This is a genomic window from Bacillus sp. NMCN1, from assembly GCF_002998085.1.
In the GTDB taxonomy this organism is placed as follows: domain Bacteria; phylum Bacillota; class Bacilli; order Bacillales; family Bacillaceae; genus Bacillus.
Genome location: NZ_PVQL01000002.1, coordinates 1 through 17944 on the forward strand (window position 1 = coordinate 1; position 17944 = coordinate 17944).

General features: G+C 40.0%; 15 protein-coding genes and 1 rRNA gene. 8 read left to right on the plus strand and 8 right to left on the minus strand.

Annotated elements, in window-relative coordinates; translation table 11 throughout:
• The 8 genes from C6W21_RS09870 to dnaA all read right to left on the minus strand — a co-directional run.
• Positions 1 to 280: ribosomal RNA gene (locus C6W21_RS09870) — 16S ribosomal RNA — on the minus strand; the annotation flags it as partial.
• A 365-nt stretch (positions 281 to 645) separates the two neighbouring features.
• Positions 646 to 3150 (minus strand): DNA gyrase subunit A, encoded by a 2505-nt coding sequence (gene gyrA / locus C6W21_RS09875; RefSeq protein WP_106050228.1) that lies wholly within the window; start codon positions 3148 to 3150, stop codon positions 646 to 648.
• A 232-nt stretch (positions 3151 to 3382) separates the two neighbouring features.
• Positions 3383 to 5299, minus strand: a complete 1917-nt coding sequence (gyrB, locus tag C6W21_RS09880; protein WP_106050947.1) for a DNA topoisomerase (ATP-hydrolyzing) subunit B — start codon at positions 5297 to 5299, stop codon at positions 3383 to 3385.
• A 57-nt stretch (positions 5300 to 5356) separates the two neighbouring features.
• Positions 5357 to 5602: an extracellular matrix regulator RemB gene (gene remB, locus C6W21_RS09885; protein WP_024718423.1), complete on the minus strand. Its 246-nt coding sequence runs from the start codon at positions 5600 to 5602 to the stop codon at positions 5357 to 5359.
• Positions 5603 to 5619: 17 nt separating this feature from the next.
• Complete coding sequence (gene recF / locus C6W21_RS09890) at positions 5620 to 6732, minus strand: DNA replication/repair protein RecF (RefSeq protein ID WP_106050229.1); 1113 nt, start codon at positions 6730 to 6732, stop codon at positions 5620 to 5622.
• Positions 6733 to 6748: 16 nt separating this feature from the next.
• Positions 6749 to 6964 carry a S4 domain-containing protein YaaA gene (gene yaaA / locus C6W21_RS09895; protein WP_106050230.1) on the minus strand — a complete coding sequence of 72 codons (216 nt, stop codon included), beginning with the start codon at positions 6962 to 6964 and terminating at the stop codon, positions 6749 to 6751.
• A gap of 150 nt (positions 6965 to 7114) precedes the next feature.
• The gene (gene dnaN / locus C6W21_RS09900; RefSeq protein WP_106050231.1) at positions 7115 to 8251 is read right to left on the minus strand and encodes a DNA polymerase III subunit beta; all 1137 of its coding nucleotides are present in this window, start codon (positions 8249 to 8251) and stop codon (positions 7115 to 7117) included.
• Between the two features lie 197 nt (positions 8252 to 8448).
• The gene (gene dnaA, locus C6W21_RS09905; RefSeq protein WP_106050232.1) at positions 8449 to 9789 is read right to left on the minus strand and encodes a chromosomal replication initiator protein DnaA; all 1341 of its coding nucleotides are present in this window, start codon (positions 9787 to 9789) and stop codon (positions 8449 to 8451) included.
• A gap of 620 nt (positions 9790 to 10409) precedes the next feature.
• On the opposite strand from dnaA, the gene rpmH reads away from it, so the two are divergent.
• The 8 genes from rpmH to noc all read left to right on the plus strand — a co-directional run bounded on the left by rpmH (position 10410) and on the right by noc (position 17943).
• Positions 10410 to 10544: a 50S ribosomal protein L34 gene (gene rpmH, locus C6W21_RS09910; protein WP_008360908.1), complete on the plus strand. Its 135-nt coding sequence runs from the start codon at positions 10410 to 10412 to the stop codon at positions 10542 to 10544.
• A 78-nt stretch (positions 10545 to 10622) separates the two neighbouring features.
• Positions 10623 to 10982 (plus strand): ribonuclease P protein component, encoded by a 360-nt coding sequence (gene rnpA / locus C6W21_RS09915; protein WP_003214983.1) that lies wholly within the window; start codon positions 10623 to 10625, stop codon positions 10980 to 10982.
• 158 nt (positions 10983 to 11140) lie between these two features.
• A complete protein-coding gene (spoIIIJ, locus tag C6W21_RS09920) occupies positions 11141 to 11923 on the plus strand; it encodes a YidC family membrane integrase SpoIIIJ (RefSeq protein ID WP_095117972.1) in 783 nt (260 codons plus the stop codon).
• The gene (gene jag / locus C6W21_RS09925) at positions 11920 to 12543 is read left to right on the plus strand and encodes an RNA-binding cell elongation regulator Jag/EloR (protein WP_106050233.1); all 624 of its coding nucleotides are present in this window, start codon (positions 11920 to 11922) and stop codon (positions 12541 to 12543) included. The genes spoIIIJ and jag overlap by 4 nt, the downstream gene beginning before the upstream one ends.
• A gap of 402 nt (positions 12544 to 12945) precedes the next feature.
• On the plus strand, positions 12946 to 14325 hold the full coding sequence (gene mnmE / locus C6W21_RS09930) for a tRNA uridine-5-carboxymethylaminomethyl(34) synthesis GTPase MnmE (protein WP_106056220.1): 1380 nt from the start codon (positions 12946 to 12948) through the stop codon (positions 14323 to 14325).
• Between the two features lie 17 nt (positions 14326 to 14342).
• Positions 14343 to 16229, plus strand: coding sequence for a tRNA uridine-5-carboxymethylaminomethyl(34) synthesis enzyme MnmG (mnmG, locus tag C6W21_RS09935; RefSeq protein ID WP_095286178.1), 1887 nt, complete (start codon positions 14343 to 14345; stop codon positions 16227 to 16229).
• 13 nt (positions 16230 to 16242) lie between these two features.
• The gene (gene rsmG, locus C6W21_RS09940) at positions 16243 to 16962 is read left to right on the plus strand and encodes a 16S rRNA (guanine(527)-N(7))-methyltransferase RsmG (protein WP_106050236.1); all 720 of its coding nucleotides are present in this window, start codon (positions 16243 to 16245) and stop codon (positions 16960 to 16962) included.
• A gap of 105 nt (positions 16963 to 17067) precedes the next feature.
• Entirely contained in the window at positions 17068 to 17943 is an 876-nt protein-coding gene (gene noc, locus C6W21_RS09945) for a nucleoid occlusion protein (RefSeq protein ID WP_106050237.1), read from the plus strand.
• The last annotated feature ends 1 nt before the right edge of the window (position 17944 follow it).

Sequence of the window (17944 nt, forward strand, 5' to 3'; positions counted from 1 at the left end):
TTGGTGAGCCATTACCCCACCAACTAGCTAATGCGCCGCGGGTCCATCTGTAAGTGACAGCCGAAACCGTCTTTCATCCTTGAACCATGCGGTTCAAGGAACTATCCGGTATTAGCTCCGGTTTCCCGGAGTTATCCCAGTCTTACAGGCAGGTTACCCACGTGTTACTCACCCGTCCGCCGCTAACATCCGGGAGCAAGCTCCCTTCTGTCCGCTCGACTTGCATGTATTAGGCACGCCGCCAGCGTTCGTCCTGAGCCAGGATCAAACTCTCCGAAAAAGTACAAAACCGAAGTTTTGTTTTTCGTCAGCGTTTGACTGACTACCTATGATATATCATAGGATTTTTTTATAAAAACTCGAATTAACAGGTACGTTTTGTCTTGTTTAGTTTTCAAAGAACTTGTGTGCCACTCTCTTAAAGCGACCACTTAAATATATCATATATCTCTATCAACAGTCAACATTTTTCTTGAAAAACATTTTGTTTTTTTAAGAAGTTTCTATTTAGAAAGAGATAAAAAATAGAGCCTCTTTTTGCTCCTTTGAAAGATTAACACATATCTATGAAAAAAGCATTATAAATTTCAAAAAAAGTGATGTTTTTTCAAAAAAAATAAAGCCGGTGAAGAACCGGCTTTATTTTTACTCAGATTGCTCTTGATCTGACTCTATATTTTCTACGTTCTCTTCAGTAATCTCTTCATCGTCTTCTTCTGATTGTTCAACTAACGCCACTGTAGCAACATGTTCCTCATCACCGAGACGGATTAGGCGGACACCTTGAGTGACTCGACCTGTTGTCGAAATGTCAGAAACGGCCATACGAATGATTACACCGCTTCCTGTAATAATCATCAAGTCTTCTTCGGCTTCAGCATTAGTTGCCTTCACTGTGACAAGTGGACCATTGTTATCAGTGATTTTGCACGTTTTAAGACCTTTACCGCCACGACTTTGAACACGGTATTCTTTTTCAGGGGTTAGTTTACCATATCCTTTTTCAGTTACAATCAATACGTTTGCATCTGGTTCAAGGATTTCCATGCCTACGACAATGTCATCTTCGGAAAGTGTGATACCTTTCACTCCAGCTGCCGTACGTCCCATTTCACGAACATCTGTCTCGTCAAAACGGATCAGCATTCCCTTTTTCGTTCCAATGATGATTTGTTTTTCTCCATTGGTTAAACGAACAGCCATCAGTTCATCTTCGTCACGAAGGCTGAGAGCGATAAGACCGTTGTTTCGAATGTTAGCAAACTGAGACAATGTCGTCCGTTTTGATACACCGTGTCTTGTTGTAAAGAAGAGATACGAATTTTCATCAAATTCGCTTACTGGAATAATGGCGTTGATCCATTCTCCCTTTTCTACTTCAAGAAGGTTAATGATCGGAATCCCTTTCGCTGTCCGTCCGAATTCAGGAATCTCATACCCTTTCGCACGATAAACCTTCCCTTTATTAGAGAAGAAGAGAATCGTATCGTGGGTCGATGTTGAAATCAACTGTTCAACGAAATCATCTTCGTTGGTCCCCATTCCTTGGACACCTTTACCGCCTCTTTTTTGACTGCGGTATGTTGATGCAGGGAGACGCTTGATATAACCATTATGCGTCAGCGTAATCACGATGTTCTCAACAGGAATCAAATCTTCGTCTTCAATTGTTTCAATCCCCGCTGTCACAATTTCAGTACGGCGCGTATCATTGAAGCGTTCTTTAATTTCTGTTAATTCTTCTCTAATGATTTCAAGTACTTTCTCATTGTCTGCTAAAATGGCTTTTAATTCAGCAATCAAATCAACAAGTCCTTTATATTCATCTTCTATCTTTTCTCGTTCTAGACCAGTCAAACGCTGAAGTCGCATATCAAGAATGGCCTGTGCCTGTTTTTCAGACAAGCTATAGTTTTCCATTAAACCATTTCTCGCAATTTCCGCAGTTTGAGAGCCTCTAATTAAAGCAATGACTTCATCTAAGTGGTCAAGAGCAATTCTGAGGCCTTCTAAAATGTGTGCTCTTGCTTCTGCTTTACGCAGCTCATACGCCGTTCTTCTGCGAATGATCACTTTTTGATGCTCTAGATAATACTCAAGACATTGTTTGAGGGACAAGACTTTCGGCTGTCCATCAACAAGTGCTAATAAGTTGATTCCAAATGACGTTTGAAGTGTCGTTTGTTTATAAAGATTGTTTAATAGAACATGGACATTTGCGTCTCTACGCAGTTCAATGACAATACGCATACCATTACGATCTGATTCATCACGCAAATCTGTAATGCCATCAATCTTTTTATCACGCACAAGATCAGCAATTTTTTCAATCAAACGGGCTTTGTTGACTTGGTACGGGATCTCATTGATAACAATGCGCTGTTTACCGCTAGATGTTTCCTCAATATTCGATTTTGCTCTTAATGTAATAGAGCCGCGCCCTGTTTCATACGCCTTTCGAATACCACTTCGGCCAATGATTTGACCTGCTGTTGGGAAATCTGGCCCTGGGATGATATCCATAAGCTCCTGTGTGGTCATTTCCGGGTTTTGACTGATGGCCAATACCCCATCAATCACTTCACCTAATTGGTGCGGCGGAATATTGGTCGCCATTCCTACAGCAATTCCTGTCGCTCCGTTGACCAATAAGTTCGGGAATCTTGCAGGCATCACCATTGGCTCTCTTTCACTGCCGTCATAGTTATCTTGATAATCAATGGTGTCCTTAGTGATATCACGGAGGATTTCCATAGAAATCTTAGATAGACGCGCCTCGGTATAACGCATCGCCGCTGCTCCGTCTCCATCGACTGAACCAAAGTTTCCATGACCATCAACTAACATATAACGATAGTTGAAGTCTTGCGCCATACGAACCATCGCTTCGTATACAGCGCTGTCACCGTGAGGGTGATACTTACCGATAACTTCCCCAACGATACGTGCAGATTTCTTAAATGGTTTATCACTTGTCATACCTAGGTCATTCATCGCATACAAAATTCTTCGATGCACGGGCTTTAATCCGTCTCGCACATCTGGTAATGCACGCGACACAATCACACTCATCGCATAATCTAAAAAGGACGTACGCATTTCTTGACTAATATTCACTTCGCGTACATTTGGTGTATGTTGTTCACTCACTATAAGAACCTCCCTTTACGTATCACATGAAATAAATTATGTGGGAGTAAAATATGTATTTATCTTCACAAGACTATTCTCCATTATATCAATAATCTCGTCTTTATACACATTTATTTACTAGAAAATCAACGAAAACACGGAAAAACAGGACATTGGTTACACGACCCTATTTCTTGAAAAACAACCTTATTCCAAACAAGAAATAAGGTTGTTCTCAGAAGGGATTTATCTAAATATCAAGGTTTTTCACGTATTGCGCATTTTCTTCGATAAAGTTTCTTCTCGGCTCTACTTTATCTCCCATGAGCATTTCAAATGTCTCATCAGCATCGATTGCATCCTCAAGTGTAACTTGAAGAAGTGTTCTCGCACCAGGATCCATTGTTGTTTCCCAAAGCTGAGTTGCGTTCATCTCTCCAAGACCTTTATAGCGCTGAAGTCCAGGTTTTGGTGTTTGAGGCAATGTCTTTAGCAGCTCATCTAGCTGTTTATCGTTATACACATACTCAACACGTTTACCTTGCTGCACTTTAAATAAAGGTGGCTGCGCAATATACACATAACCGTTTTCAATGATTTCACGCATATAGCGATAGAAGAATGTTAAGAGCAGCGTGCGAATATGGGCACCATCGACATCCGCATCCGTCATGATCACAACTTTGTGATAGCGAGCTTTCTCTAAAGTGAAGTCTTCACCGATTCCAGTTCCTAACGCTGTAATCATAGAACGAACCTCGTTGTTAGATAAGATTTTATCTAGTCGTGCTTTTTCAACGTTTAGGATCTTTCCTCTTAGCGGTAAAATGGCTTGGAAGTGACGATCACGACCCTGCTTAGCAGATCCGCCCGCAGAATCTCCCTCTACGATATAGAGTTCAGAGATGGAAGGATCTTTAGAAGAACAGTCCGCCAGTTTCCCCGGTAAGCTGGAGACTTCCAGTGCACTTTTACGTCTTGTCAGCTCACGTGCCTTTTTGGCAGCCATTCTTGCACGAGCTGCCATAACACCTTTCTCCACAATTTTCTTTGCAGCATCAGGATTCTCTAAGAGGAATTTCTCAAGTGCTTCAGAGAAAAGGGAGTCGGTAATGGTTCTTGCTTCTGAGTTCCCAAGCTTTGTCTTCGTTTGTCCTTCGAATTGAGGATCTGGATGTTTGATGGAGACAATGGCTGTTAAGCCTTCTCGCACATCTTCACCGCTCAAATTCGAGTCTCCATCTTTGAATACGCCATTTTTACGAGCGTAATCATTGATGACACGCGTCAGACCTGTTTTAAAGCCTGCTTCGTGTGCTCCGCCTTCATACGTATTGATATTGTTAGCAAAAGAATAGATATTGCTTGTATAGGAATCATTGTATTGTAATGCAACTTCAACAGTGATTCCGTCTTTTTCACCCTCGATGTAAACGGGTTCTTCATGAACGACTTCTTTCGAGCGGTTTAAATGTTCTACATAACTCTTAATACCGCCTTCATAGCAGTATTCATTTCTCCGCTCTTTGCCTTCGCGTAAATCCTCAATGATGATGTTAACACCTTTTGTTAAGAAGGCTAACTCACGTACACGATTGGCAAGTGTGTCGTAATCAAATTCAATGGTTTCAGTAAAAATTTCTGGATCTGGCACAAAATGAGTGGTTGTCCCTGTAACATCTGTTTCACCAATGATCTCTAAATCTCCAGCTGGTACACCGCGTTTGAATTGTTGATAATGAATTTTCCCGTCACGATATACGGTCACGTCTAAGGTGGTGGATAACGCATTTACAACAGACGCCCCTACACCATGCAGACCGCCAGATACTTTATAACCGCTGCCGTCAAACTTACCGCCAGCGTGAAGAACAGTCATAATGACCTCTACAGCAGGACGTCCCATTTTCTCATGAATCCCAACCGGAATCCCGCGGCCATTATCTTTCACTGTAATGCTATTATCTTTTTCAATTTGCACTGTAATGTCTGTACAATAACCAGCTAATGCCTCATCAATACTGTTATCGACAATTTCCCATACAAGATGGTGAAGTCCTTTTGCACTGGTTGACCCAATGTACATTCCTGGACGTTTTCTAACAGCTTCTAGTCCTTCGAGCACCTGTATCTGATTTTCATCATAACTATTATGTTGCTGTTCCATTGCCACGTACATTCACCTACACTTTTCTTAAACGATATATTTATATGAATTGAGCTTTTAGACTTCAATTTCAATCACAAATGAAGCACGTTTTTTGAGCGTGCTTGAGGAAAGAGGAGAGTAATAAACAGATTTAGTTGTGACGACGATGGATTTGGGTGTTCCTTGTGATAACGAAATGATTTGTTCTTCTTGTTTTTGGAGAAACTCTTCTACAACAGAAGACGACCTCATTTTGTAATCAACAATTGCGACAATCTCTCGTGTAGAAACAACACAATCATCACCTAAATGAATATACAAGACTCACACCTCATTTATCAGTCAATTACGTTTCCACTGGCTACTCTGAAAATTTCCGCTTCTTTCAAGGTGGCGTGATCGATGCCTTCAACACTTGTTGTGGTGACGAAGGTCTGTACACGTCCCTGAATGGTATGAAGCAAATGAGACTGTCTGTAATCATCAAGTTCAGATAACACATCATCGAGTAGAAGAATGGGATATTCTCCGATTTCTTCATGTATCAGGTCAATTTCTGCCAGCTTTAGTGAAAGAGCTGTTGTTCTTTGCTGCCCTTGAGAGCCATATGTCTGAACATCCCGACCATTCACAAAGAAAAGAAGGTCATCTCTGTGAGGTCCCCACAGTGTCACTCCTCGGTCTATTTCTCTGTCTCTTAGTTTCTGAAACGATTCTTCATAGCTATTCTTTATTTTCGACAAGTCTGACGCTTCTGATACCTCTATCGCCGTCTGGTATTGGAGCGTGAGTGTTTCTAGATCTCTAGAAATGCCAAGATGCAACGGCTGCGCCCATTTCTCGAGCTGTTTCGTAAAAGTCAGTCGTCTTTTGACAACTTTCGCTGCCGCATCAATCAACTGCTCTGTTAAAACCTCCAGCATCGCTTGATCCTTTTGCTTTCTTGTCTGCAATTGTTTCAAGTAATGATTCCGCTGAGAGAGGATTTTTTGATAGAGCGATAAATCGTGCAAGTAGACAGCAGAAACTTGTCCAATCTCCATATCGAGGAATCTTCTGCGGATTTGCGGGCTGCCCTTCACAAGACTTAAGTCCTCTGGTGCAAACATGATGGTGTTTAACGCACCAACATAATGACTGAGCTTCTGTTGTTCAATGTGATTGACCTTGCCCTTTTTCCCTTTTTTTGAAATCACGAGCTGCATTGGGAGTGGACCATTTTTTTTGATGACTCTACCTTCTATTTTAGCATAGTCTTGGTCCCATCGGATAAGTTCTTTATCATTTGACGTACGATGCGACTTTGCCATCGACAATACATAGATCGCTTCCATCAAGTTCGTTTTACCTTGGGCATTCTCACCGATCATGACATTCACCTTGTTGTCGAATTGAAGCTCGGTGTGTTCATAGTTTCGGTATGAAGTTAACGCCAGACTTTGAATGTACATGTATTGTCACCCGTTTCTAATTCACAACTTGAAATGTGCCATAACCTTCTATCTCGACAACATCTCCTGGGTATAGTTTTCGTCCCCGTCTATTATCTGGCTTTTGATTAATGAACACCTCATGTTCACTTAAAAACCATTTCGCCATTCCGCCAGATTGGATGACTTCGGCTAATTTCAAAAACTGCCCTAATGTAATCATTTCTTTCTCAATGGTTATAAGATTAGGCATTGTATCGACCTCTTTCAATATCACTAATATCTAATTGTACTAAAAAACAAGACAAGAAGGAAAGGGGGAAAGCGAACTGGGATGAAAGAAAGCATGGTAAACGAGAAGAAAAGCTGCTGTACACTCACACAGCAGCTATTTTAGATTGAATTAATATGTTCTTACTGGAAGAATCAACTGCAAGATTGAATCATCATTTGGCGTGCGCAACAGGAACGGTCTCATGGCACCAGTAAAGCTTACATGAATTTCTGTTCCCTCTAATACTTTTAACGCATCCAGCATATATTTTGGACTGAAGGAGATTTTGAGGTCCTCCCCTTTAATGTCATCTGCTTGAACCGTTTCGACTACTTTACCGATCTCAGGTGAATTAGAAGAAATCTCAAGGCTTTGTTCAGGATCGGCTGACAGCTTTACGACATTATTGCGTCCTTCTCTTGCCAAAAGTGATGCACGGTCAATGGCTTGAAGGAATTCCTTAGTGTTGACCACGACATCCGTTTTACTTTCCTGAGGGATCAGGCGAGCTGTGTCTGGATAATTACCATCCAGCAATCTTGAGAAGAATAACACGTTTTGTGCTTTAAAGAGAACTTGCGTTTCTGTAATTACGATACTCACAAGATCTTGTCCGTCATCAAGGATTCTACTTAACTCCGTTAAACTCTTCCCTGGAATCACGACATTGTATGAGCTTTCCTCGTCAATATCCAACTTCGCTTTTCTTAAAGCAAGACGGTGGCTATCCGTCGCTGTGCATATTAATTCACCTTTTTCTACTCTCCAGTTTACACCTGTCAAGATAGGTCGTGTTTCTGAGGTGGACACTGCAAAAACGGTTTGACGAATTAAGTTTTTAAGCAAATCTGTCGGAATTTGAAATGCATGATGCTCTTCAATTTGCGGCAGATGCGGATATTCCTCAGCATCTAAGCCGTTTAAGTTAAATTCCGCTGAACCAGATCGGATGATGGTGAGGTGATTTTGTTCTACTTCAATTTCGACAGTAGCCATTGGCAGTTTCTTCACAATTTCACTAAAGAAGCGGGCCTGAAGCACAATACTCCCTGTACGATCAATCGTGATTACTTCTAAATCTCCATCTCTTTGAGGAATAAAGGATTCAATTGAGATATCGGAGTCGCTTCCTGTTAGAGAAACCCCTTCATCAGATGCAACAATTTTAATCCCCGTCAAAATAGGTATCGTTGTTCTAGAGGATACGGCCTTTAATACATCTTGGACACTTTCGACAAGACGATCTTTTTGAATCGTGAATTTCATAGTGGTCCTCCTAAATTTTCTTAATGACATGTATATATATTTTATTTAATAAAAATCGTAGAAGTAATAGTAGGGCTTGTGAATATGTGGATAAGTCGGTAAATAGAAAGGAAAGACAGCCTATCCACATGTGGACAGACTGTGCATGACTATGGTCTAGTTATTCACATTTTCCCGTACTTATTATATCAGCTTGGTTATTTTAATTGTTCTTTGATTTCTTTCACATGCTGCTGAAGCTGTTCATCTTCAACGATTAATTTAGAAATCTTCTCATGAGCATGGATGACAGTCGTATGATCACGACCTCCAAATTCTTCTCCTATTTTAGGCAGAGAGGAATCGGTCATTTCTCTAGAGAGATACATAGCAATTTGTCTTGGATAAGCAACTGACTTCGTACGTTTCTTCGCTTTGAAATCCTCTAAGCGAATATTAAATTGCTGCCCTACAATTCTTTGAATATCTTTAATTGTAATGACCCTTGGCTTTGATGAAGGAATGATGTCCTTTAGCGCCTCAGCTGCTAGATCCGCATTGATGTCTTTATTAATTAAAGAAGAATAAGCAACGACACGAATCAAAGCACCCTCCAGTTCACGAATGTTGCTGTCGATTTGATTGGCGATATAAAGCATGACTTCATTCGGAATGTCTAAGCCTTCTGCTTTTGCCTTTTTTCGCAAAATTGCAATACGTGTTTCTAAATCTGGCGGGGTAATATCTGTGATTAAGCCCCATTCGAATCGAGAGCGTAATCTGTCTTCAAGTGTCGGAATTTCTTTCGGCGGCCGGTCACTAGAAATGACGATTTGCTTACTTTCTTCGTGAAGTGTGTTGAATGTATGGAAAAACTCTTCTTGTGTTTGTTCTTTTCCTGCTAAAAATTGAATATCATCTATCAAAAGCACATCTACACTCCGATAGCGATTACGGAAATCGACAGCTTTGTTGTCTCGGATTGAGTTGATAAATTCATTTGTAAATTTTTCAGATGATAGATAGACCACTTTGGCTGATGGATTATGGTCGATGACATAATGACCAATCGCATGCATCAAGTGAGTCTTTCCTAAACCAACGCCCCCATAAATAAAGAGCGGATTATATGCTTTTGCCGGTGCTTCCGCAACTGCAAGTGAAGCGGCATGCGCAAATCGGTTGCCTGAACCAATAACAAAAGTATCAAATGTATATTTTGGATTCAGCATATTTTGTGGAATATCAACGGCCTCTTCTTTAGACATTTTTTTAATTGGAGACTTTGGCATGGCTTCTACTTCATCCTGATTTTGAGGAATAATAAATTTAATGCTGAGCTCTTCACCTGTCAGTTCGTAGATGGTATCAGCAATTAAGTGGAGATATCTTGATTCCAGCCAGTCTCTAGCAAATTCATTAGGTGCCGTAATTGTAAGCGTATCGCCTTGAAGAGAATGGGCTTTTGTCGATTTCATCCATGTCTCAAAACTGGGTTTGCTCAACTTTGTCTCTATTTTTTGAAGTGCTTTATTCCACAGATCCAAAATATTTTCCATAAGGCTTCTCCCCCCTCCTTTTCTTTTTAAAATGACCAGTATCAAACTGTTATAGAACACGAAAAAGAGCAAATGGTCATCACCATTCGTGCACATACGTTGTTGAAAACAAATAATATAGTAGAAAAACGTCTTTTCGACAAATTACACAGTCTGTGGATAAACAATTCAACAGCCTGTGTAATATCTTTCCACAGCTTATCCACAATTTGTGGATAACGCAAATGGGTCAGATAAGTAATTAAGAGTTAAAACACAAATATAATATCAAAATAAACAAGAAGGCGCAATGGGTGTCACAAACTTATCCACACACTTTACATCCTGTTGAAAAATAATTATCCACATCGGTTATTTGTGTGAAAAAAATGTCGATAATGGATGTGGATAGTCTAAATATGCCGCAAAAATATCCACACCCTTGTTTTGGAGGTCTTTTAGGAGGAAAAAAAGAATAAAATGCTGGAAACTGAAAAAGAAGGTTTCTTCGTTTGATAAATTATGTTATGCTTATAAGGTTGATAATAAGAGTTTTATCATTGATATTGACAATCGATGGGTTACACAAATATAATGAGTTAGACTGTCTTAAACAGCTATTCCTCAGGGAGGTGTCATAAATGAAAAGAACGTTTCAACCAAATAACCGTAAGCGTAGTAAAGTTCATGGCTTCCGCAGCCGTATGAGTTCTAAAAACGGACGTCTAGTTTTAAAGCGACGCCGCAGCAAAGGTAGAAAAAAATTATCAGCTTAGGCCACTGAATAATGTCAGTGGTCTTTTTTACATAAAATCGTAAATGAACTGTCAGTTTTTATCGGAGTGGAAGAAAACATGAAGAAGCGAAACAGGCTAAAAAAAAATGAAGAGTTTCAAAAAGTGTTCAAAAAAGGTCAATCAATGGCGAATCGCCAATTCGTTATTTACCAGCTGGATCAACCAAATCAAGATGAACTGCGTTTGGGATTGTCTGTCAGTAAGAAGATTGGTAATGCCGTGATGAGAAATCGAATTAAACGACTGATCCGCCAGGTGTTTTTAGAGGAAGGTCATAAGTTAAAGCAAGAAAAAGACTACATTGTCATTGCGAGAAAACCAGCAAGTGAATTGACCTTTGAAGAAACAAAGAAGTCTCTCCAACATTTATTTAGAAAATCCGCTGTTTATCAACAACAACCGAAAAAGTCTTCGTAATAGAAACTTTCGTTGAATCTATTTTTAAAAGCGCTTCCTTCATCTAGTGAATTAAAATGAAACCACCACTTTGTAATGAAAAAATGTTACCATACTGATTAGGTGAGTCACTTTCGTAATCAATTCCAACTTAAATAAAGTTTGAAGTAATGGGAGGAATCTTGTTGAAAAGGCGATTATTACTAATATTTAGCTTGATTGGCGCATTGGTTCTATTGGCAGGATGTACACAAATTAATGAACCAATCACATCAGATAGTAAGGGATTCTGGAACTCTTATATAGTTTACCCCCTATCTCAATTAATCACGTACATGGCAAATTTGACTGGTGAAAACTATGGGGTTGCGATCATTATTGTGACACTGTTAATCCGCTTGCTCATTTTACCATTAATGATTAAGCAGTTAAGAAGTACAAAAGCAATGCAAGCATTGCAGCCTGAATTGAAAAAGCTTCGTGAAAAATATAGCTCTAAAGACCAAAAAACTCAGCAGCAGCTTCAGCAGGAAACAATGGCCCTTTTCCAAAAAAATGGCGTCAATCCATTAGCTGGTTGTTTCCCGATTTTAATTCAGATGCCAATCCTAATTGGTTTTTATCATGCGATTATGAGAACAGCAGAAATTAAAAAGCATACATTCTTATGGTTTGACTTAGGCAGTCCAGATCCATTGTTTCTATTACCGATCATTGCGGGGGTAGCTACTTTCATTCAGCAAAAGCTGATGATGGCTGGAAATCCTTCGGACAACCCCCAAATGGCTATCATGCTATGGGTTATGCCGATTATGATCATTGTATTTGCCATTAGTTTCCCAGCAGCACTTTCATTGTACTGGGTTGTAGGTAACATTTTCATGATCATCCAAACATTAGTGATTAAAACTCCTCAAGTAAAATTAGATACAAAAGAAAAAGCTGGCGGGAATAAAAAATGAAGGAAATAACTGCTGTCGGTCGCACAATCGAAGAAGCAGTAGATTCCGGACTTAAACAAATGCAGCTTCTAAAAGAAGAAGTAGATATCACAATAGTTGATGAAGGAAATAAAGGGTTCTTAGGATTATTTGGCAAAAGACAAGCTGTAGTCAAGTTGATAGAAAAGAGAAATGCTCTTAAATTAGCTACACAGTATTTAGAAAATATTGTTAAATCAATTGATCCTAAAGCAAAGATTGTTTCCAAACAGGAACCGAAAAAGATTTCTTTCCACATTGATGGAGATAAAACGTCATTAATGATTGGAAAAAGAGGACAAACTTTGTACTCTTTAGAAACATTGGTACAGTTAGTGTTTAATCGCTATTCTGATCAGTATCATCATATTACCATTGATATTGGAGATTATAGGAAGAAGCGACAAGAAGCACTTGAACAATATGCCGTCAAGACAGCAAACAGAGTTTTAAAAACGAAGAGAAAGGTTCATTTAGAACCAATGCCTTCGAATGAACGAAAAGTAATTCATGATACGATCGCCGCATTTTCTAAAGAACTTGCAACGGCATCGGAAGATACAGGCAGCAAGCGTCATGTTGTGGTGCTGTATAAAAAATAACAGAAAGACTAAGATTCAGCAAAGCTGGATTTTAGTCTTTTTTTATTGAAAAATTGTCTTTCTATAGAAGATTCATCCTTTATTTCTAAAAAATTAGTGTGTGATATGAGTGGAAAACGCCATTTTTACAAGTAAGCAAAGGGATCGGGGCGTTTAAATTTATTGGATTTGGGTGTAAGATGTGAAGATAAGTTGAGAACGTCGTTATTCACATGTGGATAAGTTAAGTGTTAAAATAGATAGGATGCAAAGCTGTGGATAATTAGATATGGGATACTTTCACTTCGCTTTCATTTATGGTATCTTTAAATTTTGGATTAAGCGTTTTTGATATAGAGATGGACAGCGTCCATTTAATAGATAAAAGACTGTCTATTAAGTAGAGAAAGAGGTGATTGAGCGATGGATACAATTGCAGCCATTTCTACACCGATGGGTGAAGGAGCAATTGCGATTATTCGTTTAAGCGGGCCTGAGGCGGTACAGATCGCTGATCGGATGTATAAAGGGCCTAAGGAGAAAAAACTTGTATCAGTGGATTCTCATACAATTCATTATGGTCATATTGTGGATTCAAGGACTGATCAAGTAATAGAAGAGGTCATGGTGTCAGTACTTCGAGCGCCAAAAACATTTACGAGAGAAGACGTTATTGAGATTAACTGCCATGGCGGAATTGTAACGGTCAATAAAGTATTGCAGCTTGCTTTAAGAGAAGGGGCAAGATTAGCAGAGCCAGGTGAGTTCACAAAACGTGCTTTCTTAAATGGAAGAATAGATCTTTCGCAAGCAGAGGCTGTTATGGACTTGATTCGGGCAAAGACTGATCGTGCGATGAATGTAGCAATCACTCAAATGGAGGGACGCCTCTCCGGTTTGGTACAGCGGTTGCGCGGCGAGATCCTAGAAACACTGGCGCATATTGAAGTCAATATTGACTACCCTGAGTATGACGATGTTGAAGAAATGACACATCGCGTTTTAGTGGAAAAAGCGACATCGGTCAAAAAAGAAATTGAGTCGCTGCTCTCGACCTCTCAGCAGGGGAAAATTCTTCGAGAGGGCTTATCCACTGTGATTATAGGAAGGCCGAATGTTGGAAAGTCTTCCTTGCTGAATAGTCTTGTACAGGAAACAAAGGCGATTGTCACAGATATTCCTGGAACTACGAGAGATGTCATTGAGGAATATGTGAATGTAAGAGGTGTACCTCTTCGTCTAGTCGATACTGCGGGTATACGTGAGACTGAGGACATTGTTGAGCGTATAGGGGTTGAAAGATCTAGACAGGTCTTAAAAGAAGCTGACCTGATTTTACTTGTGCTCAATTATAGCGAAGAATTATCAGAAGAAGATATGAAGCTTTTTGAGGCTGTCTCAGGTATGGATATCATCGTAATTGTGAATAAGACAGACCTTGAGCCTAAGCTTGATGTAGAAAAGGTCAAGCAGTTAGCGAAGGATCGTCCGGTGGTCACCACATCATTATTACAAGAAAAGGGCATTGATGAGCTAGAAATGGCGATTCAATCACTGTTCTTCACTGGATCAATTGAAAGTGGAGATTTAACGTATGTAAGTAATACAAGGCATATTGCTCTCCTTCAGGCAGCAAAACAATCAATTGAGGATGCTCTTGAAGGAATTGCAATGGACGTACCGATCGACATTGTTCAAATAGATTTAACACGCTGCTGGGAACAGCTCGGTGAAATTATAGGAGATGCTGTTCATGAAAGCTTGATTGATCAGTTATTCTCTCAATTCTGTTTAGGAAAGTAAAGGGAGGAACATAAGAAATGGGTTATGAAGCTGGCAATTATGACGTAATCGTCGTGGGTGCCGGTCATGCTGGGGTTGAGGCTGCTCTTGCTTCTGCAAGACAGGGCGCCAAAACACTTGTATTGACTATCAACCTCGATATGGTTGCTTTTATGCCATGTAATCCGTCCGTAGGCGGTCCTGCAAAAGGGATTGTCGTTAGAGAAATTGATGCACTGGGCGGAGAAATGGCACGAAATATAGATAAGACGCATATCCAAATGCGCATGCTGAATACGGGGAAAGGACCTGCTGTCCGTGCGTTAAGAGCGCAAGCAGATAAGTTCCAATATCAGCATGAAATGAAAAAAACAATGGAAAATGAACCGAACCTGACAATGCTTCAAGGTATGGTGGATCATTTAATTGTAGAAGATGATGAATGTAAAGGTGTCGTTACCCAAACAGGAGCAAACTATCGTGCGAAGTCTGTTGTATTAACGACTGGGACTTTCTTAAAAGGCCGCATTATTTTAGGGGATCTATCGTATTCAAGTGGCCCTAATAACCAGCAGCCATCAATCAAATTATCGGATCACCTAGCAGAGTTAGGATTCGATTTGGTTCGCTTTAAAACAGGAACACCTCCTCGAGTGAATAGTCACTCGATTGACTATAGTAAAACAGAAATTCAACCAGGTGATGATGTTCCGCGGGCGTTCTCCTATGAAACGGTTGAATATATCACAGACCAACTGCCATGCTGGTTAACATATACGAGTTTAGAAACACATCAAATTATTGATGAGAATCTTCACCGTTCTCCAATGTATTCAGGTATGATTAAAGGAACTGGTCCTAGATACTGCCCTTCCATTGAAGATAAAGTGGTTCGTTTCAATGACAAACCAAGACATCAAATTTTCTTAGAGCCAGAAGGTCGTAATACGCAGGAAGTGTATGTTCAAGGATTATCTACAAGTCTTCCAGAGGATGTACAGCAGCGCATGCTTTCCACCATCCCAGGACTCGAAAATGTACAAATGATGAGAGCGGGTTATGCCATTGAGTATGATGCAATTGTGCCTACTCAGTTGTGGCCTACACTTGAGACGAAGAAAATTTCTGGATTATATACAGCTGGCCAAATTAATGGTACGTCTGGCTATGAGGAAGCAGCAGGTCAAGGAATTATGGCAGGGATTAATGCAGGAAGAAAAGCATTGGGTAAAGAAGAAGTCATTTTAAGCCGATCTGATGCATATATCGGTGTTCTCATTGATGACCTTGTCACAAAGGGAACAAATGAACCTTACCGTCTTTTGACATCCCGTGCAGAGTATCGTTTGCTTCTTCGTCATGACAATGCGGATTTGAGATTAACTGAACTTGGCTATCATATTGGATTAATTTCTCAAGAAAGATTCCAGGCATTCCAGCAGAAAAAAGAAGCCATTGAAGCAGAGAAAAAACGTTTATATTCTGTCATCATCAAACCTACAGCAGAGACACAAGAATTTATTCGTTCACTTGGTGGAAGTGAGCTGAAGGACGGTATTCGTGCAAGTGATTTGATGAAGCGTCCAGAAATGAACTATGAATCTGTAGTGACGTTAGCTCCTGCTGAAACACCACTTCCTTCTGATGTGTGTGAGCAGGTAGAAATTCAAATTAAATACGAAGGTTATATTGAAAAGTCACTCCAACAAGTTGAAAAGCTGAAAAAGATGGAGAACAAAAAGATTCCTGATCGTATTGATTATGATGCCATCAAAGGGATTGCAACTGAAGCGAAACAAAAGCTGAAAGAAGTCCGACCGCTTTCTGTTGCACAGGCTTCTCGTATTTCAGGCGTTAACCCTGCTGATATTTCTATCCTTTTAGTATATTTAGAGCAGGGACGTATTGCGAAGATAGCAGAATAGAAAGGATGTCGGCATGAACATTGAACAATTTACAGCAGCACTAGTGGAGAAAGGGATGACTCTTTCTCCTGTGCAGCTTGAACAATTTGAAACTTACTTCCGCATGCTTGTAGAATGGAACGAGAAAATGAATTTAACGTCCATTACTGAAAAGGAAGAAGTATATTTAAAGCATTTTTATGATTCAATTTCTGCAGCATTTTTCATTGATTTTCACAAAGTGACGACGATTTGCGATATTGGAGCTGGTGCTGGTTTCCCAAGCATTCCTCTTAAAATTTGCTTCCCTCATCTACATGTGACCATTGTTGATTCTCTTCAGAAACGAATTACGTTTCTCAATGAGTTAGCAAAAGGGTTAAACTTACAAGATACTACTTTTTATCATGATCGTGCGGAGACGTTTGGACAACGTAAGGAAAAGCGTGAAAGCTATGATCTTGTCACTGCTAGAGCGGTTGCGCGTTTATCCGTCTTGAGCGAACTATGTCTGCCCCTTGTAAAAAAGGAAGGATTGTTTGTGGCATTAAAAGCATCTGCCGCTGAAGAAGAAATGCAAGCAGGGAAGAAAGCCGTTACTGTCCTCGGAGGAGAGGTTGTTGAAAAGCATTCCTTTGTTCTTCCTTTAGAAGAAAGCGAACGGAACATCATTGTCATTGAAAAGAAAAAGCAAACACCAAAAAAATATCCTAGAAAACCAGGAACACCTAATAAATCACCAATAGAAGGTTGATCATGTAAAAGGTCGGTTTTTCTTCAATATTTAAGATTTTACAGAAGGAAAAAACATGAGAAAATAGAATTATAAAAAGGTAGTTTTTAAAGGTGGTGTAGGTTCATGAAGCATTCACTCTCACGCTTCTTCGGGCTTGGTGATAAAGAACATCCTGAGCGTGAAACCGAAATAGAGGCAGAGATTGCTGAGCATGATACATTAAAGGAAGAGATACAGGAGCTCCCGGTCGACACAATTATGCCAAACCGTTTTCAGCCACGCACCATTTTTTCAGAAGAAAAGATACATGAGCTGGCCACGACGATTCATACCCATGGCATTATCCAACCTATTGTTGTCAGACCAACAGAAGAAGAAGGTAAATATGAACTGATCGCCGGCGAAAGACGTTGGAGAGCGGTACAGACTCTTCAATGGGAGAAAATCCCCGCTATTATAAAAGACTTTACTGATACGGAAACGGCATCTGTGGCATTGATTGAAAATTTGCAAAGGGAAGAGCTGTCTGCTATTGAAGAGGCTCATGCTTATGCACGTCTTTTAGAGCTTCATGATTTAACACAGGAGGCGCTTGCTCAGCGTTTAGGCAAGGGACAATCAACTGTTGCAAACAAATTAAGACTTTTAAAGTTGCCTGAAGAGGTACAACAGGCCCTTTTAGAGAAAAAAATCTCTGAAAGGCATGCACGTTCACTTGTACCCCTAAAGCTTCCAGAATTACAAATCGCGTTATTGCAGGAAATCATCGAAAAACAGCTGAATGTAAAACAGACTGAAGAGCGTGTAGTGAAAATGCTTGAACAAAAAACAGATCGCAAACCGAAGCCAAAACGTAAGGCGTTTAGTCGTGACACACGAATTGCGATGAATACCATTCGCCAGTCTCTCCATATGGTAGAAGACAGCGGGCTTAAAATAAATACCGAGGAAGAAGAATTTGAGGAATATATCCAATTAACGATTCGGATTCCTAAATAGA